The following is a 22,814-nucleotide window of genomic DNA, read 5'->3' as shown; positions in this document are numbered from 1 at the left end:
ATTTATCGCATCAATCTGCGTCATGGGCGCTATGCTAGACTTGCAGGAACGCCATGTATTCGTTGAATTAACCTATCCCCACCTTATCGGCTTCGGGTTATGTGGGGCATCACGAAGTGGAGACCTCCACACCGGACTAACCCGGAGTGGAACCGTGAACTTACGTACAACGTAGACCTGCACCAATCGTGCCAACGGACAAAGTCAGGGCAAACCATGGCGAACCAAGGGCAGAGCGCCGATCGCGGTCTTGAGGGGCTGACTGCCGCCGCCAAAAGTGCTGCCAATGCCGAAGGCGCCAAGAAGGGCCTGCCTCCGGTGCATCTGTGGAATCCGCCGTTTTGCGGCGATCTCGACATCCGAATCGCCTCCGATGGTACTTGGTTCTACATGGGCACGCCAATCGGCCGTCACGCGCTGGTCCGCCTGTTCTCGACCATCCTCAAGCGCGAGGGCGACAAGCATTTCCTCGTCACGCCCGTCGAGAAGGTCGGCATCCGCGTCGACGACGCGCCGTTCATGGCGGTCGAGATGCTCGAGGCCGGCGAGGACAACCATCGCGTGCTGAGCTTCCGCACCAATGTCGACGACTGGGTCACCTGCGACGCCGCGCACCGGCTGCGTTTCGAGCAGGCGGCGGACGGCGGGTTGACGCCGTATCTGCATGTCCGCGCCGATCTTTGGGCCAAGGTCACGCGCGCGCTCTATTACGATCTGGTTGACATGGGCGAGGAGCGGATGGTCGATGGCCAGCCGATGTTTGGCGTCGAGTCGGCCGGCGAATTCTTCGCCATGGCGGACGCGGAGCAGGTGAGGGCCGCGCTTTGAACAAGCCTATTGCGAAGAACGAGCAAGTCGCGTTCCGCGCGGCGGATTTCTTCGCCCGCTCCAGGGCGAGGCTCGGCTTCGACGTTCCGCCGGGCCTGTTCGATCCGAACATCGTCCCCGCTTCGGGCGATCCCGGCACCGACAAGATGCTGGAGATCGTCGCGCGCGAGCAGCCGGTGCGCCCTGCGGCGGTGCTGATCGCGGTGGTCGACCATCCCGAGCCCACCATCCTCTTGACGCAGCGCTCGGCCCATCTCAACGACCATGCCGGCCAGATCGCCTTTCCCGGCGGCAAGATCGATGCGACCGATTCCTCGCCGCTCGATGCCGCATTGCGCGAGGCCGAGGAAGAGGTCGGGCTGTCCCGGGATTTCGTCGAGCCGATCGGCTATCTCGACCTCTACGGCACCGCGTTCGGCTTCCGCATCCTGCCGACGGTCGCGAGGGTCCGGCCGGGTTTTCAACTCGACATCAACCATTCCGAGGTTGATGACGCATTCGAGGTGCCGCTATCCTTCCTGATGAATCCGGCGAACCACCAGGTGCACAGCAAGGAATTCCGCGGCATGGAGCGGTTTTACTATGCGATGCCGTTTGCGGAGCGCTACATCTGGGGCGCGACGGCCGGAATGCTGCGCGTGCTCTATGAGCGGATCTATTCGTCATGATCCGGCCGGCTCTGACCGAGATCGGAATCTTCCTCATCCCCTTTGCCGTCTATGCGCTGTTCCTGGCCGCAACGCGGTCCGGCCTGTTCGTGCAATCGTCCTGGCCGATCACCATCGTCGCGCGCCTGATCCTGGTGGCGCTGCTGCTCGTCATCGCCGGGCTGATCGGGCTCGCGCATTTCTCCGGCGCCGCGCCGAACTCCACCTACATTCCCGCCCATGTCGAGAACGGCAAGCTCGTGCCGGGAAGAGAAAGATAAGAGCCGGACGATGAGCGCGGAGCCCATCCTCGAGCCGTTTCTTGCCGGTGCGCCCTGGCTGACCGCAGGCGGGACGGCGCGCGTTCTGCAACTGCTCAACGCCGACGGCGAGGAGGCGCGCGTGGTCGGCGGCACCGTCCGCAACGCGCTGCTCGGCCTGCCGCCCGGCGACACCGACATCGCGACCACGGCACTGCCGGAGGAGGTGGTGCGGCGTGCCAGGGTTGCGGGCATCAAGAGCGTGCCGACCGGCATCGAGCACGGCACCGTCACGCTGGTCATCGACGGCGTGCCTTACGAGGTCACGACGCTGCGCGAGGACACCGAAACCTTCGGCCGCAAGGCCAAGGTCGTGTTCGGACGCGACTGGGTCAAGGACGCCGAGCGGCGCGATTTCACGATGAACGGCCTGTCGGTCGACGCGAATGGCGTCGTCTACGACTATGTCGGCGGCATCGCCGATGCCAGGGCACGGCGCGTGCGCTTCATCGGCGAGCCCGACCAGCGCATCGCCGAGGACTACTTGCGCATCCTGCGCTTCTTCCGCATCCATGCCTCCTTCGGCGCCGGCGAGCCCGACCGCGACGGCACCCTCGCCTGCATCCGCGGCCGTGCGGGCCTTGCCACGCTCTCGGCCGAGCGGGTGCGCATGGAGATGCTGAAATTGCTGGTGGCATCGGGCGCATCCGCCGCCGTGCTTGCGATGGTCGATGCCGGCCTGCTGCAGGCGATGATCGGCGGCGTTGCCTATGCCGGGCCGCTGACCGCGATGATCGCGATCGAGCGCGCGCTTGGCCTGCCCGCGAGCAGCACGCGCCGTCTTGCCGCGCTGACGGTGGCCGTCACCGAAGACGCCAAGCGTGTCGCGACCCGCTTGCGGCTGTCCAATGCGGAAGCCAAGGCGCTGGATTCGATGGGCCATCGCTGGTGGCGCTTCCCCACCAGGGACGAGGCCAATGCGCGGCGGCTGGTCTACCGGCTGGGGCCCGAGCCCTATCACGATCGCGTGTTGCTGGCCTGGGCGCGCAGCGGCGGCGACGCGACCTCGTCGCGCTGGCGCGAGCTTGCCGAGCTGCCGCAGCGCTGGACCGCGCCGAAATTCCCGCTGAAGGCCGCCGACTTCATCGCACGGGGCCTCGCGGAAGGGCCTGTGCTCGGCCATGTGTTGACGCTTGCCGAGGATGCTTGGCTTGCGGCGGATTTTCCACTAGAGCAAGCCGCACTCGCTGCCATCGCCGATCAAGCCACAGCACGCGCCACTCGCGAGAAAAATTGACCATCGTCTCGGGCTTCGCCGACATCTCGATTTTCCAGCTGCTGCTGGTCGCGATGATGGCGTTGTTTGCTTCGATCCTCGGTGGTCTCGCCGGCTACGGCACCGGCGCCCTGATGCCGCTGGTGCTGGTGCCCCTCGTCGGCGCCGAGCCGGTGGTGCCGATCATCGCCATCTCCGCGCTTTTCACCAATTCCAGCCGCGCCGTTGCCTATCTCCGGTACGTCGACCGTCGCCGCGCACTGATCGTGCTCGCCTGCGCGGCGGTGACGACCGCGCTCGGCGCCTACGGCTATACGCGCCTCACCAATGCCGGCGCGGCGCTCGTGATCGGCACCATGCTGATCCTGAGCGTGCCGCTGCGCCGCGTGCTGCGTCGCCGCCAGGTCAGGATCGGCGACACGGGGCTGGCGGCGGGATCGGTCGGCTACGGCGTGCTGGTCGGCGGCACGTCGGGCTCGGGGGTGATCCTGCTCTCGCTGCTGATGGCCGCGGGTCTCGAAGGCGCCGCGGTGATCGCGACCGACGCGATGATCTCGCTCGGCACGGGCCTCATCAAGATCTCGGTGTTCGGCCTCGCCGGCGCCGTCACCGCGCAGGTGCTCGCCTTCGCGCTCCTGATCGGCGGCATCGCCATCCCCGGCGCATTCCTGGCAAAGGCCTTCGTCGAGCGGATGCCGGTGCACATCCACGCCGCGATCCTCGACGTCGCCGTGATCACGGGTGGGCTGGTGATGATCTCGGCGGCAGCGAGGCATCTGGTCGGGTAGATGAGCCGGGCGCGCGCGATCGGTATGCGCGCGGACCTCTTGCCTATCGGTATCGGCTTCCCAGCACAAACCGGAAGTCGCCTCGCGCAGCCATCATGGCTGATTGTGACCCATGCGGACGTGTGGATTATTTTCCGTTGGCGGTGGTTTACATCTGCCGGCGCTCAAGGACGATCAAAGAAGTCCGCTTTGATTGAACGGCCGGGCCACAAAACAAAGGTCGACGAAGATTCGCGCCAACAGGGTAGCCAAGCCGCAGCGCGCTTGAGCACCGGTACTGAATTCCCGCTAACTGAACAAGGATCGGTATCCCAATGCGCAGCGAGATCCGCATACTACTATGATACTGAAAAACCTGCGGAATCTGAATTTCGAGTGAGACTTTTCTGCACTAGTTCGATCGCGGGTTGGCGATCTAGAAAGTGTTCGTCAATTCGAGGCGCGCGCGCTTGTGGCGCTTACTTGGGAGGAATTGGGAATGAAGCATTATCTTCTCGCAACCGTATCGACGTTCGCTTTTCTGGCAACGCAGCAGGCCAATGCTGCGGACATGGCGGTTAAAGCCCCGATCAAGGCACCGATCGTCGCGGCGATTTATAATTGGAATGGATTCTACATTGGTGGTCTGGCGGGATACGGCTGGGGTCACGATGACTGGACCCGCATTGACGGCAGCGGTGGCGGCTCTGCCAATGGTACCGTTCGGTCTTTCGATATCGACGGCGGCGTCGCGGGCGGCCAACTCGGCTACAATTTTCAAATGAACCAGTTCGTTTTGGGCGTGGAAGGCGGCATGGTCTGGTCCGGCATTCGCGGAGGCTTTGCTGGCGTCAATCCCAACGGTCCCGCGTCTTGGAACACCGACATGCGATGGATTGCTTCGCTGGCTGGACGGGTCGGCTTCGCAATCGACAACGTGCTGCTCTACGGGAAGGGTGGCGTCGCGTGGGCCAATGACGACTACAATCATCCGGCGACTTCCGGACCGGGTGCCGGCAACATCCCGCTCAACTACACGGGAAGCAACACCCGAACTGGTTGGCTGGTCGGCGCTGGCTTGGAATACGGTTTCGCTCCGAACTGGAGCGCCAAGATCGAATACAACTATATCGATTTCGGCACGAAGAACATCACACTCAACGATCCGACCGGCCGCTGGGTAACCTTCGGCATGAAGGAAACAGTCAACTTGGCTCTTGTGGGGCTCAACTATCGCTTCAATTGGGGCGGGCCGGTCGTCGCGAAATACTAGTCTTGGGCGGATCAGATGCTGCGGGAAGGCCCGGCTGGCGCCGGGCTTTCTTGTTTCTAGATGCCACAGAATGATCGCGCGGAGGCAAGTACGTAGTGCCGTTGCGGGCTAGATGTCGTTCGAGCCGGGTACGTCGCCTCATGGCCCGTCGCGGCCACACGCGGTTTTCGCCCGCATGTCGGCTGTCGGCGCTGACTCGACACCAAGACGCGTCAAGCTTCATCAGAAGCTTCCCGACGCGATCTCCATCTCCCGGAAGACGCCCCGCATCTGGTTCGAGATCGTTCGCGCCACCGAAACGAAGTCGCGTTGGCATGGCTGCATCCCGGGCCTCTGTGAGGCCCGTCTGCTTCTGGTTCATCGCGACCAAGTGTGGTGTTCGCCCAAAGTCGCCTGTCGGCGGCAGCGAAGCAGATGAATGCTTAGGGCATGCTCAGCGCACCGTCGCGTTGGGCGCGACGTTCAGCGGCGCTCCTCCGACCGAGATCGGACCCGTCGGGGTCGGGGTCGCGACGCGCGGCGGCTTCTTTTGCCTTGGGACGACGCGCGCTGCCGGAACTGGCGCAGCAGGAGGGACGGAGGCCGATGGCATCGGCGCGGTTGGCCCAGGCGACGGCGGCGATGGTGCGACCTGTGCCTGCGGGGCCGGGCTCTTCAGAGCGTCGATTTTCGAGCTGAGGTCGGCAAGCTCGCTCACGATCGCCTTTAGCTGCTCTTGCTGGTCGGCGATGGCCCTTTCGATCGCGGCGAGGTCGTCGGTTGTTTTTTGCTGCGCGGCGAGCAGATCAGTCATGACCGCGCTGTCATTGGCGTTGGCATTCGCGTCCCCTGCCTCGCGCCCCGCCGATTGCATGAACAATCCAGGGTTCAGCCAGACATAGGAGGTGCCCGCGCCTATGAGCGCCAAGACGACGGCCAGGAAGAGCGCGAGCGGCCATCGCCGACGCGGCGCGGGAAGGAGAGGTTGAGGCTCCACGACTGGCCAGCTTGGGGACGATTCGGAATTCATCCGAATTTCCTAGTCAGCCTTTTCGCTCAACGCAATTGGTGCTTCGTCGATCGGCATACACAGATCGCCCCGAGGCGCGGCGACGGAGAGGCTGGTCGTGGCAGAGCCAACTGCTCAGCCTCTCACGCGAAGCAGTCCAGCGTTGGCGCTTCGGCCGCGCGAATTCGGCGACCTGAAACGTGCCGCTGGCGGATACCGGGCACCCCTTAAGCGGCGGTCGCCAGCACGCGCAGGCGATGACCGTCGGGATCGAGCGCAACAAAGGTGTGCCCGAACGGCATGGCTGTTGGTGGCTGCGCAATCCGGACGCCCCGGGTCATCCAGGTGTCGTAGGTCTTGCGCACCGCCTCCGCGTTTGCGACCGCCCATGAGATCTCGCTGCTGCCGGCTGGCGAAGCAGAAGGCGGCTCGACGGCATCCCGCTGCCACAAGCCCAGCATGGCGCCGTTCCCGAGTGGAAGAACAACAAACTTTGGGGATGATTGCGCGACGGGGCGCTCCAGCAGGGTTTGATAGAAAGCGGAGCTCGCTTGTGCATCGTTGACGTAGAGCACCACGAGATTGAAATCGGCCATTTGCATCTCCTGTTCAGCTGGCGATGGCCGACGCTTACAGGAAGGTGCTGCCAGTTTCTGTCAGCATGGTGGGTGCTCGCCAATGCTTTCCCGCTGCCGCCATTCCCGCAGCAAATCGGTGCGGCGTCGCGGGTAGCGGCGCTCCGTGAGCGTGATCGACACGATCCGGTCGGTGCGGAAATGGCGGTAGTCGCCGCGGCTCTCGCACCAGGCCGCCACCATGCGTACCCGATCGAAGAACCCGAGCGCGATCGGCCAGATCGTGCGATGGGTGCGGTTGTCCCGTTCGTCGCTGTAGGTGATGCGCAATTTGCATTCGTTGCGGATCGCGGCCCGAATGATCGGCAATTCGGCATCGCCTGCCGCCGGATCGCGGCGAGCGACCATCAGGCTCGTCGTTTCCAGGCTTCGCTGGAGGTCGTCCGGCAGCACGGCGGCGATCTTTGCAAGCGCGTTCCTGGCCGCCTTTCCGAGCGGCTCATCCTGCTGTGCGGCAACCCACCGGCCGCCCAGCACCAGCGCTTCGATCTCCTCTTCCGAGAACATCAGCGGCGGCAACATGAACCCCGGCCGCAGCACATAGCCGATGCCGGCCTCGCCATCGATATGGGCGCCCTGGCCCTTCAGCGTCTCGATGTCGCGATAAATCGTCCGGAGCGAAACGCCGAGTTCGTCGGCCAGCCGACATGCCGCGACGGGCCGACGATGCCTGCGCAGGAGCTGGATCACGTCGAGGAGGCGTTGTGCGCGCGACATGCGGGGCTCATATCACGGCATGCTGCCGGATTCTGTCAGCATTGGCTTGCAGCTCGCGCTGGCGCCCGCAAAGTTGCAAACAAGCAGCCGGCACAATAACGTCGATACTCAGACGCCATGTCCGGCGATCAATCTCCCCGGGAACCAGCAACATGAATGAGGTCTCAGCGTCCCGCGGGATCAATCTCCCTCCGGGGAAGATCGACATCCCATCGGCCTGGGTCGGCGCCGAGATGAAAGCCAAGCCTGATCGATGGCTGGTGACACTCGAGACGAGCGAGATAGCGGAACTCGAGAGCGCGGCTGAGGCCTACCTTGGCCGGAGCAAGAACATCGCCGAGATCACCAAGGAAAGGTTCCCGCTTCCCCAATTCGGTGCGCACCTGGAAGGTCTCAAGAAACGACTGCTGACTGGTCTTGGCTTCGAAGTCATCCGCGGCCTCCCGGTGGCGAAATACAGCCAGGAATTCACCGCGACGATATTTTGCGGCGTGGGCGCGCATCTCGGATCGGCTCGGTCGCAAAATGCGGCGGGCCACATTCTCGGTCACGTCCGCGACGTCGGCGCCGACGCGAGGGATCCGAACGTCAGGATTTATCAGACCTCGGATCGGCAGACATTCCACACGGACTCGTCCGACGTGGTCGGATTGTTGTGCATTCGCGAGGCCATGGAGGGAGGGGATTCCCTTCTTGTCAGCACGTCGACCATCTACAACGAGATGTTCGACAGGCGTCCCGACCTTGCCGCCCTCTTGTTCGATCCCATCGCGACGGACCGTCGTGGCGAGGTGCCGGAGAACGAGAAGCCATATCTCGAAATCCCGGTGCTGAACTGGCATGCGGGGTTCCTGACCGGTTTCTATCAACGCCAGTATATCGACAGCGCGCAGCGCTTTCCCGGTGCACTCAGACTGACGCCGGAGCACGTCGAGGCGCTCGATCTCTTCGACGCGCTCGCAAATGATCCTGCGCTGCACTTCGGCATGCGGCTTCAGCCCGGCGACATGCAGTTCGTCTACAATCATGCCCTGCTGCACGATCGGACCGGATTTCGCGACTGGCCCGATGCCAACCAGAAGCGGCATCTGCTGCGCCTCTGGCTCAGCATGGAGGGTGACCGGCCGCTGCCCGATTGCTTCAGGCAGCGTTACGGTTCGATCGAGATCGGCAACCGCGGCGGCATCATCGTCAAGGGGACCAGTCTGAACGTTCCGCTGGATTGATGGCCGACTTCAGGCCGCGTCGCGTAACACGTTCGCCTTAACTGCCGACGAGATGGACTGGACGAATTCCCTCTCGCCGTCAAAGTTTCGCCGGGCGGTCTGCGCTTATCAAAAATAAGGCGGACGTGGCCCCGACTTCCTCGGTTGCTGATGATGATGGTTTTCCGCCACGGGAACTGAAAAATTGCTCCCATTGCCAGGTCAACGCTCGCAGTGCCATCCCACTGGCCCATTTCGCATCTGCGAACGGCCTATTACGGACAGTACCCGCCCGTGGGTACTGCCCGTATTTGACCCCAAGTGCCCTAAGTTGAATCCGGTGGTTTCCTAATTCGTAATGTTCACTTCGGAACTGAAGTCGCCCCGCCTGCATATTAAGATTCGCGAGAACTCAAACCCTGCGGTTAGGACCCGTAACGACGAGGTTGTGTCATGCAGCGACGCCGCCGATTCAAGCAAACCGTTTCCCTTGAAGCGCGCCTTTCCCAAGCAGCCGAATGCCTCCGAGCAAAAGCTAAGTCCCTTCCCCCAGGTCCTCGGCGTGAGGACGCCCTCCGCAAAGCCAGACAGGCCGAAACCGGCGCTCGCATGAGCGAGTGGCTAAGATCGCCCGGCTTGCAGCCGCCAGAGTAATTCTAGCAACTATCTCACAGCCGGCTTATTGTTGTCCCATCACCGGTCGAGGCTCCGCCCGTAGGCATCGGTGGCAGAGAGACTGATCGCGCTCCCGCCTACATGGAGATGGAGCGCCGTGATGGAACGCTATTTCTTTGACATCCAAAGTGGCCGCGAGTTCTTTGCGGATGAGGAAGGTCTGCGCCTGCCCAATCTAAAAGCCGCCGAAGTCGAAGCGATGCAAACACTGACCGGTATTGCAAGGGAATCGGTCTTCAAAGGCGAGCGGCCCGATTTGGCTGTGGAAGTGCGCTCGACGGCTGCACGCTTGTTCTGCGTTTCCATAATCTATCGGAACGCGAGCACCAGGCAGTAAGGCCGCCTCAGTTGACGGCCTCTTTTATTGGTGCGTAACGCCCGGCATTGGTGATTTCGGCAGAGACGGAGTCCGCTCCGTCCCGGCGTCTTTGCGGATTAGCCTGAAGCCGCTCCTCTAGTCTAATAGCTGGAGCCAAAGGTTACGCTACAGCTCGGGCCATACATCGCCCAATTTCAGCAGCCGCGCTAAGAGCCCAGCGATGATAAGGTCAAATAGAGGCTATTTCCCTCACTGCCTCGATTGTCTTGCACTTCCTCGCGGGGCTTCTTGAACCTTTGCACGGCGCGTGCAGACATTATGGTATCGGGATTTTACAATCTCCCTCCCGGGGCTGGTAAGCCGCCGCTCGCGCTGGTTTTAAGCGGGCGACGCTCTTGCTTCGCCATCTGCAAATTTCCCAGTGTCTCAATTCGATTTGCCAGGTGTCCTAAGTTAAATCCGGCAGTTCCTAACTAATCCGCTAGCAACCGAACGAAAATAGGAACATTGTTCTCGCATCACCGACCTAGGTCCCGCCCGTAGGCGTCGGTGGCTGAGAGAGACGCGCGCTCCCGCCTTTAGAGGGAGTGTGCTCTGAGTACGCAACAAAAGCCGCCCTCATCGCAAGAACCGCCAACCCATTGCGCGCTTTGCGATGGAATCCCTCGACTTTATCTAACGGTTCCGGACACGGCTAAAGGTACCGTGGTAAATGTCTATCGCTGCAGAGAGTGCCAAAATCTGATCTGGGAGGAGTAAGGTCGCCTTAAGTTGAACCTCGCTGCATCGACCATCACCTAGAGGGCAGTGACCTAATTCCGTAGCAACGAGTGCTGCCAAAGCGTATTGTTCCCGCATCATCGACCTAGGCCCTGCCAGTAGGCGTCGGTGGCTGAGAGAGGCGTGCGCTCCCGCCTGCATTGGGAGCGCGACATGCCCGTGTATTTTTTTGACCTCCGCGACGAAGACGCTCTTCTTCTAGACGAAGAGGGCCTGGAATTCTCAAATCTAAGGGATGTGCAGGAAGAAGCAGCCAAGTCCTTGGCCGACATGGCCCGCGATGCTGTGCACGGCGCCCACCATTTTTCGACGCGATGCATGGCGATTGAGGTGAGGGATGCAGCGGGTCCAGTCATGCAGGTTCGGTTCAATTTCGAGGTCACTCGGTGGCAGTAGGGCGACCTCAACAAGTGGGACGCGTTCTGTGCTGGCGAGGGGGTGGCGTCGCGTGGGCCAATGACGACTACAATCATCCGGCGACTTCCGGACGGGTGCCGGCAACTGCGGGGTTCCTGACCGGCTTCTATCAACGCCAGTATATCGACAGCGCGCAGCGCTTTCCCGGTGCACTCAGACTGACGCCGGAGCACGTCGAGGCGCTCGATCTCTTCGACGCGCTCGCAAATGATCCTGCGCTGCACTTCGGCATGCGGCTTCAGCCCGGGGACATGCAGTTCGTCTACAATCATGCCCTGCTGCACGATCGGACCGGATTTCGCGACTGGCCCGATGCCAACCAGAAGCGGCATCTGCTGCGCCTCTGGCTCAGCATGGAGGGTGATCGGCCGCTGCCCGATTGCTTCAGGCAGCGCTACGGTTCGATCGAGATCGGCAACCGCGGCGGCATCATCGTCAAGGGGACCAGTCTGAACGTTCCGCTGGATTGATGGCCGAACGGTTCAACGCAACATCGCCTGGCAGCCCACCGGTCGATGGAATTTTGATCATGATCAACTATGAGCCGAATCCGGGCGGCAGCCATTTGAGTTCGATCAAAAACACCGTTCGGGCTCGACTGCACGGTGACACCTCCTGCGAGAAAACATGGGAGGATGTCATGACCGAGCTGGGGACCGCTCTTGTCGAGGCTTACCGTAACAACATCCGCCGCTACCATCGTCTTCTTCAGACGCATCTGACGGATTTCGAACGCCAATATATTCAGGCTCGTCTCTCTGATTATCAGTCCGCTATACGAACTTTGCTCGAACACGATTTCGACAGGGGTTGCAGCAGGATCGCGGTCGGAGCGCCGGCAGATGAAACGACGAAAGAAGCTGTCTGAAATTCAGTTCCATGTCCCGAGGCTTGGGTTTCGCTCGGTTGCCAGGCCGCGAACAGGAGGGCTCCCGAGCCGATTGTCCTGATCGCAATCAATTCCCATCCGGGCTCGCATCGGCGAGCCTGACGAAGGCGTCCCGGTCAACGACCTTCACGAAGTGGAGATTTCGCGAGGCGATGATTTTCCGTGAGATGAGCGCTCGAAACGCTCGGCTCAGTGCCGCGGTGGTCAGCCCAAGATAGGCAGCAATGCTCGAGCGATCCATTTGGAGATGGATCTCGGAGATCGACTCACCTCGCGCCGCTTGCAGGTGTTCCTGAAGCCCCAGGAACATCGCAAGCCGCGTTGCCGCTCTTTTCTGTGCGAGAAGAACGGCATGGCGCTGGGCTTCTCGGAGTTCTTCGCAAAGCTTTATGATGAGATTGACGTCGAGATCAGCGTTATTGGCCAGGATGCGGCGCAATGCGGCCAGCGGCATCTTGTAAGCCGTCACCGGTGTCGCAGCTCTGGTTGCGTTGGCATACTGCCCTTCCTCTGACAGGCCGAACAGGTCGCCGGGGTGAAGAAACGAGATGACGTGCTCTGCGCGGTAGGCCACGACCACCCCGTCGATGATGTTGAATGCGGCATCCGCCACCGCGCCTTCTCCGTAAATTTCCTGGCCTTTGGCGAAGCGTACGATCTGCGCTATTTTTGCGAGCTTGGCGCGCTCGTCGTCGCTCAGCAGCTGATGGCGCGCACCTTTCTCAGGGTTGCCCGGGTCCCACGGATGGACCGCGTGAATTGCTGGCCCTGTTGCATGCTTCATCTTGCGGCGTCCGCGTGGTGCTTTGATCTCTCATAGCTTCATGGTCGAACCGGAACTTGATCACGATCAAATTTCGGCGCACCCCGGCTATGGCCGCAATGAGCATCGATGACTTAACCTAGCCCGGTCCAAGAGAGGGGAGCCAGATGGACGGCTACGTCGCTCATGCCAATATCGATCATGATTTCAATCTCCTGACGGTCCAGGTGCGACCAATTCGCTCCGGCCCCTTGTGTCGGCCCTGCGGAGTCGAGCGGACGCCACTTCGACCGGACCGAACGGACGCGATTGAAGTACCGGCAAAATGAATCATCGAGACGCATGGATCAGGGGGTCCAATGCACCGTTTCATCGCAAGAGCCAACGTAGATCACTTCATCGGCCTTCTGAACGGCAACGATCTGACGACTGACAAGCGAACGGGCGTGACCGGGCTGCTGATCGCCGAGTTGGACAAGCTCGCGCATGAGCTGGAAAATCTCGAATTTGTCGAGAGAAAAGCAACGGAGGGCCGTGACAGGGTGAACCAGGTCAGGAATGCTCGCAATGGTCATCCCTTCGGCACAACCGAGCGCGAACAAGCGGAGCGGCTGCTCGTAAGCTGTGAAAACCTGCAGACGGTGCTTGAAGATTCTTGTCGTCGCCTGCGCGCGATGATCAACTCGTCGAGCGTGACAATTTCCACAGGTCCCCGACGAAACCTGATAGAGTGATTTCATCACCGAGGCTCTGCCCGTAGGCGTCGGTGGCTGAGAGACCGATCGCGCTCCCGCCTGCAAAGAGGGAGCGCGCCATGTGGAATCCCACGGCAACGGCACCGTTTGATCGCAATTTGCAACTGGCGGTCATCGACACCGCCGGACAGGTACATGCACTGGTCTTCCCGTGTCGCCGCGTGCTTCGGGGCTGGGTCAATTCACAGACCGGTTCGCCCGTATATGTGTTTCCGACGCATTGGCGCGAATGGGACGGCCTCATAGAGGAAGCGCCGATCGGCGAGCCGGAGCGGGATCGGTTGGCCATCGTCGAAGAGTACGCCGACGATCTGCGGGCGATCATCAAGAAGGATCGCGGTGGTCTCGATTAGCCCCTGTTCCGCTGACTGGCCCGTGGCTGACGCCAACTATGATCCTTCACCGCACGAGCCTTCCGCGCGCGCTGCAGTGGCGCGCATCATCGCGTGCGGTGGCGAAGCCTTCATGGGCTGTACAGGCTGTGGAGAAATCGCTCCTTCTCGCCGGGCGCGTAACCCTGGCAAGCCCCGAAGTATGGTTCAGGCGCGTCGCACGAGGAGTGCCCGGACCGGAATTGAGCCGGCGGCTGAGCCGGTGCGTAGGCCAAGCTCGAAGCGGTACCTGGCGTGCCCTGCCGGGAGGGGATAACGGCGTGGCGGTGGGGGTGATGCGCAGACGCCGCGTTCGCAACGCCTGACAGCGCGATCAAAAGGCTCAAAGCCAAAATGGAGCGCATCGCTTTTTCTCCGGATGCAGATGCTGTAGCCTCCTTTAATTGGCGCTCGACCGTAAGGCCCCAACGGATACCGGCTTCACGGCCGGTCACATCCTCGGCATCGCCGGGCTGCACGGGGCGAGCAGTCGTGCCATTTGCAAATCCTGCCTGGCGCGGGGACACTAACGCCACGCTTCGACAGGCCACTTCGGCTCGCGCGCGACCAAGACTTTCTAGTCTTCCGAGCGCAACCCTGCTTCGATGCGCTGGATCAGTCGCTCCCGCAAGGAAGGCATCACGTCGCCGAGGACGACGAAGGTGCGGACGACGGGCAAATACGGCTTCATAGCCGCCATCAGTTCCGTGAGCGAGGTACCGGCCAGTTGAGCGTACTCGGATTGCGCGGCCGCATTGGTCGCCCGCGGACGTTCCGGATTGTCGGCTCTTTCTGGGGCAAGTTCGGAAAGGATGACATGCAAGAACCCAAGGTCGACGACAGCGGGCGCGCGCATCGCGAAAGTCCAGTCGACGAGCTTTGGGCCTTCCGTCGTCATGATCACATTGCCGGGGCTAAGGTCACAATGGCAGAGCCTGTCGCCGGGCGATAGGCGATCGATCAGCGCAAGGATATCCGTGGCAAGGTGCTTCGGGACCTTGCCGTCGTCGTGCCGCAACTCGCTTTCCATATACTCGCGCATGGAGAGGACCTCCGGCGGCAGAGACGTCTTGTGAAGAGAAATTGCCAGAGCCGCGACGATCCCGCCCGCCTGTTCGAACGACACCGCGCCGGTCCGCGAGAGCTGCAACAGGGTTGATCCGTCGAGGCGCTGCATCACGATGCCGAAGCGCCCGTCCAAGATCACCTCGCCGAACACTTCCGGCACAGCGAGGCCGGCGGCCCGCATGGAGCGGAGCATGCGTGCCTCGTGCCGGCCGAGCAGATGGGAGACGTCGGCCTTGAACAGCTTTACGACTTGACCCGGCGCCCAGGCGTAGGCTTCGGAGAAGGCGCCTTCACCGATCTTTTCCCCCAGCGGTCCCCGCATGTCCATTTCCTCCACGCAGAGGAAACACCGGCGACGGGCAAAAAGGAAGTCGTCCTGTCACGGGGCCGCAGAACATTTTGATCCCCCCTTTTAAACGACGACCTTTGTGCACTCCGCTAAATGGTCCCAGTCCCGTTGTGGCCCATCGACGAAGTTGCTCGTGAGCGGCTGCTAGTCCGCTCGTTGAGCCAAAGCGGACCAGATTTGCTCAACCTGAGTTCTTCGCATTTTGACCTAAAGCTGACCTTCGGCCCGCACACTGAAAATTCAGCATGCACGACGCTTCTGGTTGACAGAACATTCGGGCGCAACCAAGTGGATTAGATGCGGATTGTCCCTTTACGCCTTGCTGTAGCGCTCCTTGCCTTCTGTCTCGCAGGATACGGCAGAGGTGAGAGCTATCGGTACAAGCTGACTGTGGAGATCAACACGCCGGAAGGCGTCAAACGGACCTCCAACGTTGTCGAGATTGAGTTCTCCGGTGTCTCAGTTCCCGCGCGTGGCGTGATGCACAAACTGAATGGTGAAGCCCTATACCTCGATCTGGGCGACGGAAGACGTCCCCTGATCGTATCAATCGTGAACCAGCTTCACCCACTCTATGGCAAGGATGTGCGCTGGTCGCGCGACGGAGGACCAAGCGAGAGTTTATGGTCCGAGCTTTATGGCGCTCAACAGACGGGCGCAGACCTTCTTGAGAAAATCTCCGCGCTTTCAACAAAAAGAGGCTCCCACGAGATCCGTCCCGATGATCTGCCTGATCTTTTGACGTTCGCAGACATCAATGTGCCGAGCAGTGTCATGGAAGTTGATCGGCACAATCTGCCCGCCTCGCTCGGCCAAAACGTGAGCTGGGCTAACGTCGCTCTTGAGGTTACCAATGAACCCATCACGAAGAGCATCAATAGTAATCTGCCTTGGTTGCAAGAATACCGTGAAAAAAACCTGAGACTAGATGGAGCCAGTCACGGGGCGAAGCGGGAGTTGGCCAACATTTTGAGTTGGTCGAATTTCGAGCAAACCCGCGACTTGAAGAGAACTCGGTAGCGAGAATGATCCGCGACCGTTCGTCCGCTAGTGGCCCATCACGTCGTTTGGTGCGTTGCGGCGTCGCGTCTGGAGTTGGCCCATTGCGACAAATTGCGGCGCCGCATGAACCCAGCCGCTATAGGGGCGAAGCGGACATTGCGTTCGTTGCCTCACGCCGCTGGGTTTGTGAGTACACGGCCTTAGACTATTCGTCGTCCTCGTCGTCTTCTTCCTCGTCCTCGTCGTCCTCATCTTCTTCCACGTGGATGAGGGTGGCGAGCGGCAGCGTCTCGCGGAAGAGATCGCCTTCCATGCCCATCCAGACGCAGAGCACGTCCTCGCCCTTGACCTCAGCGACGGTCAGCGGCTGGCCGCCCGATTTCAGCATGACGATATCGCCGGCTTTCAATTCCATGGATTGTCCTTTCGAGTTGATCGACCCGAATGCGAGGCTAGCAATTTGTCATGACACACCGAACACGGGCGGAGGCGAACTGCATCGCGCCGGGGAGCCCGGACCTCATTGCCGAGGAGGCCGGCCAGCGGGTGTCTCGAAGGATGGATCGCACGCATCCCGACGATCGCATCATGCGCCTGTTTTGCCCGACGGGTCAACGCTTCTTCGTAAAATCCGCAAAGCCTTGATTTTGCAGCGACGCCTACTGTGCATGGGGTTGTTTTCGAGAATTCAGCCCGGCATGAGCTCGGTCAGCGAGCGGATGATGCGGTCCGGCTTGACGGTCGAGCCTTCGGGCAGGCCCTCGCCATGCGCGTCGAGCCAGATCGCATAGATGCCGAGGCGCTGCGGCGTCACGACTTCCCATTCCAGATTGTCGCCGATCATCCAGGTATCGTCAGCGGTGACGCCGAGCGCCTCCATCGCGTGCAGGTAGGCGCGCTCCTCCGGCTTGCCGAAACCATGCTCGCCCTCGATCTGGATGTGGTCGAAGCGATGGGTCAGCTCGAAGCGCTCGACCTTGGCGCGCTGCATGTCGGCGGCGCCGTTGGTGACCAGCGCGAGCTTGACGCCGTGCGCCTTGAATGCGTCGATCGCATCATGCGCGCCCGGAAAGACGAAGATCGCTTCCTCGCGGTAGGTGGTGAAGCGGTCGGCGAGGCGCGCGGCGAGATCATCGGAGAGGGGGCGGTGGCCGGCTGCCGCGAGCGCAGCAAAACCGCCGCGCACCGTGAGCCGCCGTGCTTCGCCGAGCTTCATCCGCCACGCAGCTTCCGCATTCGACCAGAAGTTTCGCGCATAGGCGAGCACGGCCGTTGCGACCTGTGCCGGCGGCAGTGGGGAGAGCTCCTCGGCGAATTCCTCCGCGATCGTGTTCCAGGCGATCTCCGGCCGGCCATAGGCCGACAGGATGGTGTCGTCCATGTCGATCAGCATGGCGCGGGGAAGGGGCTTGATCACGCTCATGGCCATTTCACCTCCGGCGGCAGCGACGACAGGATCGAGTCCACATTGCCGCCGGTCTTGAGCCCGAAGATGGTGCCGCGGTCGTAGAGCAGGTTGAACTCGACATAGCGGCCGCGGCGGATCAACTGCTCCTCGCGATCCCTAGCGGTCCAGGCGCTCGCGAAATTCCGCCTGACAATGTCGGGGTAGATCTTGAGGAAGGCGCGGCCGACGTCCTGGGTGAAGGCGAGGTCGGCGTCCCAGTCGCCGCTGTCGTGCCAGTCGTAGAAGATGCCGCCGATGCCGCGCGCCTCTTTCCGGTGCGGCAGGTAGAAATACTCGTCGCACCACTTCCTGTACTTGTCGTAGTCGGCGACGCCGTTGGGCTGGTCGCAGGCCTCCTTCATTGCGGCGTGAAAGGCGAGGGTGTCGGCATCCTCCTGCGTGCGCCGGCGGTCGAGCACCGGCGTCAGGTCCGCGCCGCCGCCGAACCAGGCCTTGGTGGTGACGACGAAGCGCGTGTTCATGTGCACGGCCGGCACGTGCGGATTACGCATGTGCGCGATCAGCGAGATGCCGGAGGCCCAGAAGCGCGGATCTTCTGCCGCGCCCGGAATCTGCGCCCGAAACTCCGGCGCGAATTCGCCATGCACGGTCGAGCAGTGCACGCCGACCTTCTCGAACAGCCGGCCCGACATCATCGACATCACGCCGCCACCGCCCTTGGCCCCGCCGTGATCGGTGCGCTGCCACGGCGTGCGCGCGAAGCGGCCCGCCTCGCCCGGATAGAGGCTTTGCGGCGCGTCGTCTTCCAGCCGCTCGAAGCTCGCGCAGATGTCGTCGCGCAAGCGCTCGAACCAGCTGCGCGCGCGGGCCTTGCGGTCTTCGATCAGTGTCGGGTCCAACGGGGATGTCATGTCGTCACCCTTGCGGACCGTAATAGGTGCAGCTCTCGTTGCAACTGTCGCGGTGGATGCTGACGCGGGTCAGCTTGCCGATATGCGCGAGCCGCTCCCAGACGAAGCGCGACAGGTTCTCCAGCGTCGGTGTGCCGAGCGCCTCGATCTTGTTGAGGAACTTGTGGTCGAGCATCAAGCGCACATCCTCGATCGCGCGCTGGAGCAGGCCGAGATCGACCACCATGCCGGTCGCAGGGTCCGGCGTGCCGCGCACCGTCACCTCGGCGCGGAAGGAGTGGCCGTGGATTTCTTCGCTCGCCGCACCAAAGGTCGTCCCCTTCAGCGTATGCGCCGCCTCGAAGCGGAACTGTTTCGTCAATTCCCACATCTGTCCGTTCAGTCCTATCTGATGCCGAGCGATTTATGCGTCTGCACGCTCAGCCGCCATTGCGGATGGCGCAGGCAATAGTCGATCGCGCGCGCGGTGTTCTCGATCACTTCAGGCCCGTCCATCGGCTGCAGCGAGAAGCGCTCGAAGGCGAGGCCTTCGAACGCTTCGGGTGCGGCGAGGGCCTGCGGATAGACCAGTTTCAACTCGTGCCCTTGGCGCAGCACGAGTTCGCTGCCGCCCTTGGGGCTGACGCAGATCCAGTCGAGTCCCTTTGGTGGAGCAACCGTGCCGTTGGTCTCGACGCCGATCTCGAAGCCGCGTGCGTGGAGCGCATCGACCAGGGCGTCATCGACCTGGAGCAGCGGCTCGCCGCCTGTCAGCACCACATAGCGGTTCTCGGTGGCTCCAGTCCATTGTCCGGCGATGGTGTCGGCGAGTTCCACGGCCGTGGCGTAGCGGCCGCCGAGCGTGCCGTCGGTGCCGACGAAATCGGTGTCGCAGAACTGGCATGTCGCAGTGGCGCGATCGGCATCGCGGCCGCTCCAGAGGTTGCAGCCGGCAAAACGGCAGAACACCGACGCGCGCCCGGCATGGGCGCCTTCGCCTTGCAGGGTCAGGAAGATTTCCTTGACCGCGTAACTCACTTCTCTCTCCTCGTCATGTCAGTCGTGCGGGTTCCGGACCTGCCGGAGCGCTTCGCCTGCGGCCATTGCCGCGGTCATGGCGACATTGAGCGACCGCAGCCCCTCGGTGATCGGGATCACCAGCCGCGCGTCCGCGGCCTCGACCACCGCGTCGGTGACGCCGGCGCTCTCGCGCCCGAATAGCAGGATGTCGGACGTCTGGTAACGGAAATCGCGGTAGTCGGTAGCGCCTTTGGTGGTGAACAGCAGCAGGCGGTAGCCGTGTGCCGCCCGCCATTCTTCGAATTTCGACCAGGAATCGTGCCTGAGGATGCTGACGTGGTCGAGGTAATCCATTCCCGCCCGGCGGAAATGCCGGTCGGAGACCGGGAAACCGGCCGGTTCGATGATGTGGGCGTCCAGCCCCAAGCAGGCGCAGAGGCGGAGAATCGTGCCGGTGTTCTGGGGGATGTCGGGTTGGAAAAGTGCGATCTGCATGAGCGTTACAGGGGTGGTTGTGGGCCGGAAATGTCTCAATAAAACATCGCCGGCCGCGGAATTCGTGCATTGCACGCTCCCGCGCCGTTAGCGGGCTTGCGCTCGCCCTGCAAGGGTGCCAATAGAACGATTCTGGACTGCTGTTTTCGCCTTGTTTTGGCGCTGACAAGTGAAGTTCTGCCGCCGCGGGGGGCCGCGGGCGCCGGCAGCGCTGTTCCGGGGACCTTGGGGGCTCCTGGAGCGGTTCCACCGGCAGCATAAGAAGAAAGGGTTGGAATCGTGACGACAGCGTCTTCGGCGGACCATCCGACACGCCGTGATTTCTTATTCGTTGCAACGGGGGCAGCTGCAGCAGTAGGGGGCGCAGCCGCGCTCTGGCCCTTTATCTCCCAAATGAATCCGGACGCCTCGACCATCGCCGCCGGCGCGCCGATCGAGGTCGATCTGAGCCCGGTTGCCGAGGGGCAGGACATCAAGGTGTTCTGGCGCGGCAAGCCGATCTACATCAGCCACCGCACCAAGAAGCAGATCGACGAGGCGCGCGCCGTTCCCGTGGCGAGCCTGCCCGATCCGCAGTCCGACGAGGCCCGGGTCAAGGCCGGCCATGATCAGTGGCTGGTCGTGATCGGCATCTGCACCCATCTCGGCTGCATCCCGATCGCCCATGAAGGCAATTACGACGGGTTCTTCTGCCCCTGCCATGGTTCGCAGTACGATTCGTCCGGCCGCATCCGCCAGGGGCCCGCGCCCGCGAACCTGGCCGTGCCGCCGTACACTTTCGTTTCCGATACCAAAATCCAGATCGGCTGAGCTTCGGACCCGCGTCCGAAGCTTCGCGCCGTCTCGTCGTTTTATTTCCTCAGGATCGCATCATGAGCGGACCATCCGACTACCAGCCGAGCAATCCGGCCCTGCAATGGATCGAGCGGCGCCTGCCGATCCTCGGCCTCGTGCATTCTTCCTTCGTCGTCTATCCCACCCCGCGCAACCTGAACTACTGGTGGACCTTCGGCGCCATTCTGTCGTTCATGCTGGGGATGCAGATCCTGACCGGCGTGATCCTGGCGATGCACTACACGCCGCATGCCGATCTCGCCTTCAAGTCGGTCGAGCTGCTGGTCCGTGACGTGAACTACGGCTGGCTGCTGCGCAACATGCACGCCTGCGGCGCGTCGATGTTCTTCTTTGCGGTCTACGTCCACATGCTGCGGGGCCTCTATTACGGTTCCTACAAGGAGCCGCGCGAGGTGCTCTGGATCCTCGGCGTCATCATCTACCTCTTGATGATGGCGACGGGCTTCATGGGCTACGTGCTGCCGTGGGGCCAGATGAGCTTCTGGGGCGCCACCGTCATCACCAACCTGTTCTCGGCAATTCCGTACGTCGGCGAGAGCATCGTGACGCTGCTGTGGGGCGGCTATTCGGTCGGCAACCCGACGCTGAACCGCTTCTTCTCGCTGCACTACCTGCTGCCGTTCCTGATCGCGGGCGTCGTCGTGCTCCACGTCTGGGCGCTGCATGTCGCCGGCCAGAACAATCCCGACGGCGTCGAGCCGAAGACGGAAAAGGACACGGTGCCGTTCACGCCGCATGCGACCATCAAGGACGGCTTCGGCGTCGCCTGCTTCCTGCTGCTCTACGCCTGGTTCATCTTCTACATGCCGAACTATCTCGGCGACGCCGACAACTACATTCCGGCGAACCCTGGCGTGACCCCGCCGCACATCGTGCCGGAATGGTATTACCTGCCGTTCTACGCGATCCTGCGCTCGATCCCGAACAAGCTCGCGGGCGTGATCGGCATGTTCTCGGCGATCATCATCCTGTGCTTCCTGCCCTGGCTGGATGCCGCCCGGACCAAATCGTCGAAGTACCGCCCGCTGGCCAAGCAGTTCTTCTGGATCTTCGTCGCGGTCTGCATCCTGCTCGGCTATCTCGGCGCGCAGCCGCCGGAAGGCATCTACGTGATCGCCGGCCGGGTTCTGACGGTCTGCTACTTCGCCTACTTCCTGATCGTGCTGCCGCTGCTCTCGCGCATCGAGAAGCCGCGGCCGGTGCCGAACTCGATCTCGGAAGCGATCCTCGTCAAGAGCGGCAAGGCCGCGGCTTCGGTCATGGTCGCGCTTGTCGCTGCCGGTGCTCTGTTCGTCGGCACCTTGCAGGATGCCCGCGCCGAAGGGGACCAGCAGCCTCCGTCGAACAAGTGGTCGTTCGCCGGCCCATTCGGCAAGTTTGACCGTGGCTCGCTCCAGCGTGGCCTCAAGGTTTACAAGGAAGTCTGCTCGAACTGCCACAGCCTGAACTACATCGCGTTCCGCAACCTCGCCGATCCCGGCGGGCCGGGCTATTCAGTGGCACAGGCGGCTGCCTTCGCGGCCGACTACAAGATCAAGGACGGCCCGAACGATGCGGGCGACATGTTCGAGCGTCCGGGCCGCACGGCGGATTACTTCCCGTCGCCGTTCCCCAACGAGCAGGCGGCGGCTGCGGCGAACGGCGGCAAAGCGCCACCGGACCTCTCGCTGATCACCAAGGCGCGGTCCTATGAGCGCGGGTTTCCGCAGTTCATCTTCGACTTCTTCACCCAGTTCCAGGAGCAGGGCCCGAACTACGTCGACGCGATCCTCCAGGGCTTTGAAGATAAGCCGCCAGAGGGAGTCACGGTGCCGGAGGGGACGTACTACAACAAGTACTTCCCGGGCCATGCCATCAAGATGCCGAAGCCGCTCAGCGATGGCCAGGTGACTTATGACGACGGCTCGCCGGCCACCGTCGCGCAGTACGCTCACGACGTCACCACGTTCTTGATGTGGACCGCCGAACCGCACATGGAAGCGCGTAAGCGCCTCGGCCTCCAGGTGTTCGTGTTCCTGATCCTGTTCGCGTTCCTGATGTACTTCACCAAGAAGAAGGTCTGGGCCGACTCGCACTGAGCGGGCCTGACGCGAAACGAGACCGAAGAAGCCCCCGCATGGGGGCTTTTTTGTCGGTGTCGTCATTCCGGGTCTGGTCCTTCG

The 22,814-nt window shown here is 62.3% G+C and carries 28 protein-coding genes; 17 read left to right on the top strand and 11 right to left on the bottom strand.

The genetic code is table 11. The features are described from left to right. Positions 1-216: 216 nt before the first annotated feature. The 6 genes from QY049_RS33370 to QY049_RS33345 all read left to right on the top strand — a co-directional run bounded on the left by QY049_RS33370 (position 217) and on the right by QY049_RS33345 (position 5,051). Positions 217-828 carry a DUF1285 domain-containing protein gene (locus QY049_RS33370; protein WP_194477366.1) on the top strand — a complete coding sequence of 204 codons (612 nt, stop codon included), beginning with the start codon at positions 217-219 and terminating at the stop codon, positions 826-828. Then, complete coding sequence (locus QY049_RS33365; RefSeq protein WP_258762881.1) at positions 825-1,496, top strand: CoA pyrophosphatase; 672 nt, start codon at positions 825-827, stop codon at positions 1,494-1,496. The genes QY049_RS33370 and QY049_RS33365 overlap by 4 nt, the downstream gene beginning before the upstream one ends. Continuing rightward, positions 1,493-1,756, top strand: a complete 264-nt coding sequence (locus tag QY049_RS33360; protein ID WP_258762880.1) for a DUF6111 family protein — start codon at positions 1,493-1,495, stop codon at positions 1,754-1,756. Before QY049_RS33365 ends, QY049_RS33360 begins: the two co-directional genes overlap by 4 nt. A 10-nt stretch (positions 1,757-1,766) precedes the next feature. Continuing rightward, complete coding sequence (locus QY049_RS33355; protein ID WP_258762879.1) at positions 1,767-3,032, top strand: CCA tRNA nucleotidyltransferase; 1,266 nt, start codon at positions 1,767-1,769, stop codon at positions 3,030-3,032. Then, positions 3,029-3,799, top strand: a complete 771-nt coding sequence (locus QY049_RS33350; protein ID WP_258762878.1) for a sulfite exporter TauE/SafE family protein — start codon at positions 3,029-3,031, stop codon at positions 3,797-3,799. The genes QY049_RS33355 and QY049_RS33350 overlap by 4 nt, the downstream gene beginning before the upstream one ends. 478 nt (positions 3,800-4,277) lie before the next feature. Continuing rightward, positions 4,278-5,051 (top strand): outer membrane protein, encoded by a 774-nt coding sequence (locus QY049_RS33345; RefSeq protein WP_258762876.1) that lies wholly within the window; start codon positions 4,278-4,280, stop codon positions 5,049-5,051. Between the two features lie 433 nt (positions 5,052-5,484). Here QY049_RS33345 and QY049_RS33340 read toward each other — a convergent pair whose 3' ends face one another. The 3 genes from QY049_RS33340 to QY049_RS33330 all read right to left on the bottom strand — a co-directional run bounded on the left by QY049_RS33340 (position 5,485) and on the right by QY049_RS33330 (position 7,391). Next, on the bottom strand, positions 5,485-6,060 hold the full coding sequence (locus QY049_RS33340; RefSeq protein ID WP_301270410.1) for a hypothetical protein: 576 nt from the start codon (positions 6,058-6,060) through the stop codon (positions 5,485-5,487). A 206-nt stretch (positions 6,061-6,266) separates the two neighbouring features. Next, positions 6,267-6,635: a VOC family protein gene (locus QY049_RS33335; protein WP_258762874.1), complete on the bottom strand. Its 369-nt coding sequence runs from the start codon at positions 6,633-6,635 to the stop codon at positions 6,267-6,269. Between the two features lie 60 nt (positions 6,636-6,695). Beyond that, on the bottom strand, positions 6,696-7,391 hold the full coding sequence (locus QY049_RS33330; protein ID WP_258762872.1) for a YafY family protein: 696 nt from the start codon (positions 7,389-7,391) through the stop codon (positions 6,696-6,698). Between the two features lie 152 nt (positions 7,392-7,543). Here QY049_RS33330 and QY049_RS33325 point away from each other — a divergent pair, with 152 nt between their 5' ends. From QY049_RS33325 to QY049_RS33300, 6 genes are all read left to right on the top strand, one after another. Further along, positions 7,544-8,617 carry a TauD/TfdA family dioxygenase gene (locus QY049_RS33325; RefSeq protein ID WP_258762871.1) on the top strand — a complete coding sequence of 358 codons (1,074 nt, stop codon included), beginning with the start codon at positions 7,544-7,546 and terminating at the stop codon, positions 8,615-8,617. 432 nt (positions 8,618-9,049) lie between these two features. After that, positions 9,050-9,250 carry a hypothetical protein gene (locus tag QY049_RS33320; protein ID WP_258762870.1) on the top strand — a complete coding sequence of 67 codons (201 nt, stop codon included), beginning with the start codon at positions 9,050-9,052 and terminating at the stop codon, positions 9,248-9,250. Positions 9,251-9,371: 121 nt separating this feature from the next. Then, on the top strand, positions 9,372-9,608 hold the full coding sequence (locus tag QY049_RS33315; protein WP_258762869.1) for a hypothetical protein: 237 nt from the start codon (positions 9,372-9,374) through the stop codon (positions 9,606-9,608). 915 nt (positions 9,609-10,523) lie between these two features. Beyond that, the gene (locus QY049_RS33310; RefSeq protein ID WP_258762868.1) at positions 10,524-10,766 is read left to right on the top strand and encodes a hypothetical protein; all 243 of its coding nucleotides are present in this window, start codon (positions 10,524-10,526) and stop codon (positions 10,764-10,766) included. A gap of 14 nt (positions 10,767-10,780) precedes the next feature. After that, positions 10,781-11,257, top strand: coding sequence for a TauD/TfdA family dioxygenase (locus QY049_RS33305; RefSeq protein WP_258762867.1), 477 nt, complete (start codon positions 10,781-10,783; stop codon positions 11,255-11,257). Continuing rightward, entirely contained in the window at positions 11,257-11,655 is a 399-nt protein-coding gene (locus tag QY049_RS33300; protein ID WP_301270409.1) for a hypothetical protein, read from the top strand. The genes QY049_RS33305 and QY049_RS33300 overlap by 1 nt, the downstream gene beginning before the upstream one ends. Positions 11,656-11,743: 88 nt before the next feature. Here QY049_RS33300 and QY049_RS33295 read toward each other — a convergent pair whose 3' ends face one another. Beyond that, on the bottom strand, positions 11,744-12,460 hold the full coding sequence (locus tag QY049_RS33295) for a Crp/Fnr family transcriptional regulator (RefSeq protein WP_258762865.1): 717 nt from the start codon (positions 12,458-12,460) through the stop codon (positions 11,744-11,746). Between the two features lie 338 nt (positions 12,461-12,798). On the opposite strand from QY049_RS33295, the gene QY049_RS33290 reads away from it, so the two are divergent. Both QY049_RS33290 and QY049_RS33285 read left to right on the top strand, forming a co-directional pair. Beyond that, positions 12,799-13,173: a hypothetical protein gene (locus QY049_RS33290; protein ID WP_258762864.1), complete on the top strand. Its 375-nt coding sequence runs from the start codon at positions 12,799-12,801 to the stop codon at positions 13,171-13,173. Positions 13,174-13,253: 80 nt separating this feature from the next. Continuing rightward, a complete protein-coding gene (locus QY049_RS33285) occupies positions 13,254-13,547 on the top strand; it encodes a hypothetical protein (protein ID WP_258762862.1) in 294 nt (97 codons plus the stop codon). A 595-nt stretch (positions 13,548-14,142) separates the two neighbouring features. Here the strand turns inward: QY049_RS33285 and QY049_RS33280 are convergent. Then, on the bottom strand, positions 14,143-14,955 hold the full coding sequence (locus QY049_RS33280) for an aminoglycoside phosphotransferase family protein (protein WP_258762861.1): 813 nt from the start codon (positions 14,953-14,955) through the stop codon (positions 14,143-14,145). A 417-nt stretch (positions 14,956-15,372) separates the two neighbouring features. On the opposite strand from QY049_RS33280, the gene QY049_RS33275 reads away from it, so the two are divergent. Continuing rightward, a complete protein-coding gene (locus tag QY049_RS33275; RefSeq protein WP_301270408.1) occupies positions 15,373-16,002 on the top strand; it encodes a hypothetical protein in 630 nt (209 codons plus the stop codon). Between the two features lie 187 nt (positions 16,003-16,189). On the opposite strand, the gene QY049_RS33270 is transcribed toward QY049_RS33275, so the two are convergent. The 6 genes from QY049_RS33270 to QY049_RS33245 form a co-directional block, all read right to left on the bottom strand. Next, positions 16,190-16,399, bottom strand: coding sequence for a YodC family protein (locus QY049_RS33270; RefSeq protein ID WP_258762859.1), 210 nt, complete (start codon positions 16,397-16,399; stop codon positions 16,190-16,192). Positions 16,400-16,672: 273 nt separating this feature from the next. Further along, a complete protein-coding gene (locus tag QY049_RS33265; protein ID WP_258762858.1) occupies positions 16,673-17,413 on the bottom strand; it encodes an HAD family hydrolase in 741 nt (246 codons plus the stop codon). Continuing rightward, a complete protein-coding gene (hemF, locus tag QY049_RS33260; RefSeq protein ID WP_194477347.1) occupies positions 17,404-18,303 on the bottom strand; it encodes an oxygen-dependent coproporphyrinogen oxidase in 900 nt (299 codons plus the stop codon). Before hemF ends, QY049_RS33265 begins: the two co-directional genes overlap by 10 nt. Before the next feature lie 4 nt (positions 18,304-18,307). Next, entirely contained in the window at positions 18,308-18,673 is a 366-nt protein-coding gene (locus QY049_RS33255; protein WP_194477346.1) for a 6-carboxytetrahydropterin synthase, read from the bottom strand. A 14-nt stretch (positions 18,674-18,687) separates the two neighbouring features. Next, entirely contained in the window at positions 18,688-19,320 is a 633-nt protein-coding gene (queE, locus tag QY049_RS33250; protein WP_258762857.1) for a 7-carboxy-7-deazaguanine synthase, read from the bottom strand. A gap of 18 nt (positions 19,321-19,338) precedes the next feature. Continuing rightward, positions 19,339-19,797 carry a tRNA (cytidine(34)-2'-O)-methyltransferase gene (locus QY049_RS33245; RefSeq protein ID WP_258762856.1) on the bottom strand — a complete coding sequence of 153 codons (459 nt, stop codon included), beginning with the start codon at positions 19,795-19,797 and terminating at the stop codon, positions 19,339-19,341. A 279-nt stretch (positions 19,798-20,076) separates the two neighbouring features. On the opposite strand from QY049_RS33245, the gene petA reads away from it, so the two are divergent. Then, positions 20,077-20,607 (top strand): ubiquinol-cytochrome c reductase iron-sulfur subunit, encoded by a 531-nt coding sequence (gene petA / locus QY049_RS33240; protein WP_194477343.1) that lies wholly within the window; start codon positions 20,077-20,079, stop codon positions 20,605-20,607. 62 nt (positions 20,608-20,669) lie between these two features. Next, the gene (gene fbcH, locus QY049_RS33235; RefSeq protein ID WP_258762855.1) at positions 20,670-22,730 is read left to right on the top strand and encodes a cytochrome b/c1; all 2,061 of its coding nucleotides are present in this window, start codon (positions 20,670-20,672) and stop codon (positions 22,728-22,730) included. The last annotated feature ends 84 nt before the right edge of the window (positions 22,731-22,814 follow it).

Source organism: Bradyrhizobium sp. WYCCWR 13022 (assembly GCF_030435535.1).
Taxonomy (GTDB): Bacteria; Pseudomonadota; Alphaproteobacteria; order Rhizobiales; family Xanthobacteraceae; genus Bradyrhizobium.
The sequence above is the reverse complement of the archived record's forward strand: the minus strand, read 5'-3'. Positions and strand labels throughout refer to the sequence as shown.

What these genes read in the sequence shown, in the direction of transcription:
- QY049_RS33370 (WP_194477366.1), top strand. Translation starts at nt 217, where the DNA reads ATGGCGAACCAAGGGCAGAGCGCCGATCGCGGTCTTGAGGGGCTGACT.
- QY049_RS33360 (WP_258762880.1), top strand. Translation starts at nt 1,493, where the DNA reads ATGATCCGGCCGGCTCTGACCGAGATCGGAATCTTCCTCATCCCCTTT.
- QY049_RS33355 (WP_258762879.1), top strand. Translation starts at nt 1,767, where the DNA reads ATGAGCGCGGAGCCCATCCTCGAGCCGTTTCTTGCCGGTGCGCCCTGG.
- QY049_RS33345 (WP_258762876.1), top strand. Translation starts at nt 4,278, where the DNA reads ATGAAGCATTATCTTCTCGCAACCGTATCGACGTTCGCTTTTCTGGCA.
- QY049_RS33340 (WP_301270410.1), bottom strand. Translation starts at nt 6,060, where the DNA reads ATGAATTCCGAATCGTCCCCAAGCTGGCCAGTCGTGGAGCCTCAACCT.
- QY049_RS33335 (WP_258762874.1), bottom strand. Translation starts at nt 6,635, where the DNA reads ATGGCCGATTTCAATCTCGTGGTGCTCTACGTCAACGATGCACAAGCG.
- QY049_RS33330 (WP_258762872.1), bottom strand. Translation starts at nt 7,391, where the DNA reads ATGTCGCGCGCACAACGCCTCCTCGACGTGATCCAGCTCCTGCGCAGG.
- QY049_RS33325 (WP_258762871.1), top strand. Translation starts at nt 7,544, where the DNA reads ATGAATGAGGTCTCAGCGTCCCGCGGGATCAATCTCCCTCCGGGGAAG.
- QY049_RS33320 (WP_258762870.1), top strand. Translation starts at nt 9,050, where the DNA reads ATGCAGCGACGCCGCCGATTCAAGCAAACCGTTTCCCTTGAAGCGCGC.
- QY049_RS33315 (WP_258762869.1), top strand. Translation starts at nt 9,372, where the DNA reads ATGGAACGCTATTTCTTTGACATCCAAAGTGGCCGCGAGTTCTTTGCG.
- QY049_RS33310 (WP_258762868.1), top strand. Translation starts at nt 10,524, where the DNA reads ATGCCCGTGTATTTTTTTGACCTCCGCGACGAAGACGCTCTTCTTCTA.
- QY049_RS33300 (WP_301270409.1), top strand. Translation starts at nt 11,257, where the DNA reads ATGGCCGAACGGTTCAACGCAACATCGCCTGGCAGCCCACCGGTCGAT.
- QY049_RS33295 (WP_258762865.1), bottom strand. Translation starts at nt 12,460, where the DNA reads ATGAAGCATGCAACAGGGCCAGCAATTCACGCGGTCCATCCGTGGGAC.
- QY049_RS33290 (WP_258762864.1), top strand. Translation starts at nt 12,799, where the DNA reads ATGCACCGTTTCATCGCAAGAGCCAACGTAGATCACTTCATCGGCCTT.
- QY049_RS33285 (WP_258762862.1), top strand. Translation starts at nt 13,254, where the DNA reads ATGTGGAATCCCACGGCAACGGCACCGTTTGATCGCAATTTGCAACTG.
- QY049_RS33280 (WP_258762861.1), bottom strand. Translation starts at nt 14,955, where the DNA reads ATGCGGGGACCGCTGGGGGAAAAGATCGGTGAAGGCGCCTTCTCCGAA.
- QY049_RS33270 (WP_258762859.1), bottom strand. Translation starts at nt 16,399, where the DNA reads ATGGAATTGAAAGCCGGCGATATCGTCATGCTGAAATCGGGCGGCCAG.
- QY049_RS33265 (WP_258762858.1), bottom strand. Translation starts at nt 17,413, where the DNA reads ATGGCCATGAGCGTGATCAAGCCCCTTCCCCGCGCCATGCTGATCGAC.
- hemF (WP_194477347.1), bottom strand. Translation starts at nt 18,303, where the DNA reads ATGACATCCCCGTTGGACCCGACACTGATCGAAGACCGCAAGGCCCGC.
- QY049_RS33255 (WP_194477346.1), bottom strand. Translation starts at nt 18,673, where the DNA reads ATGTGGGAATTGACGAAACAGTTCCGCTTCGAGGCGGCGCATACGCTG.
- QY049_RS33245 (WP_258762856.1), bottom strand. Translation starts at nt 19,797, where the DNA reads ATGCAGATCGCACTTTTCCAACCCGACATCCCCCAGAACACCGGCACG.
- fbcH (WP_258762855.1), top strand. Translation starts at nt 20,670, where the DNA reads ATGAGCGGACCATCCGACTACCAGCCGAGCAATCCGGCCCTGCAATGG.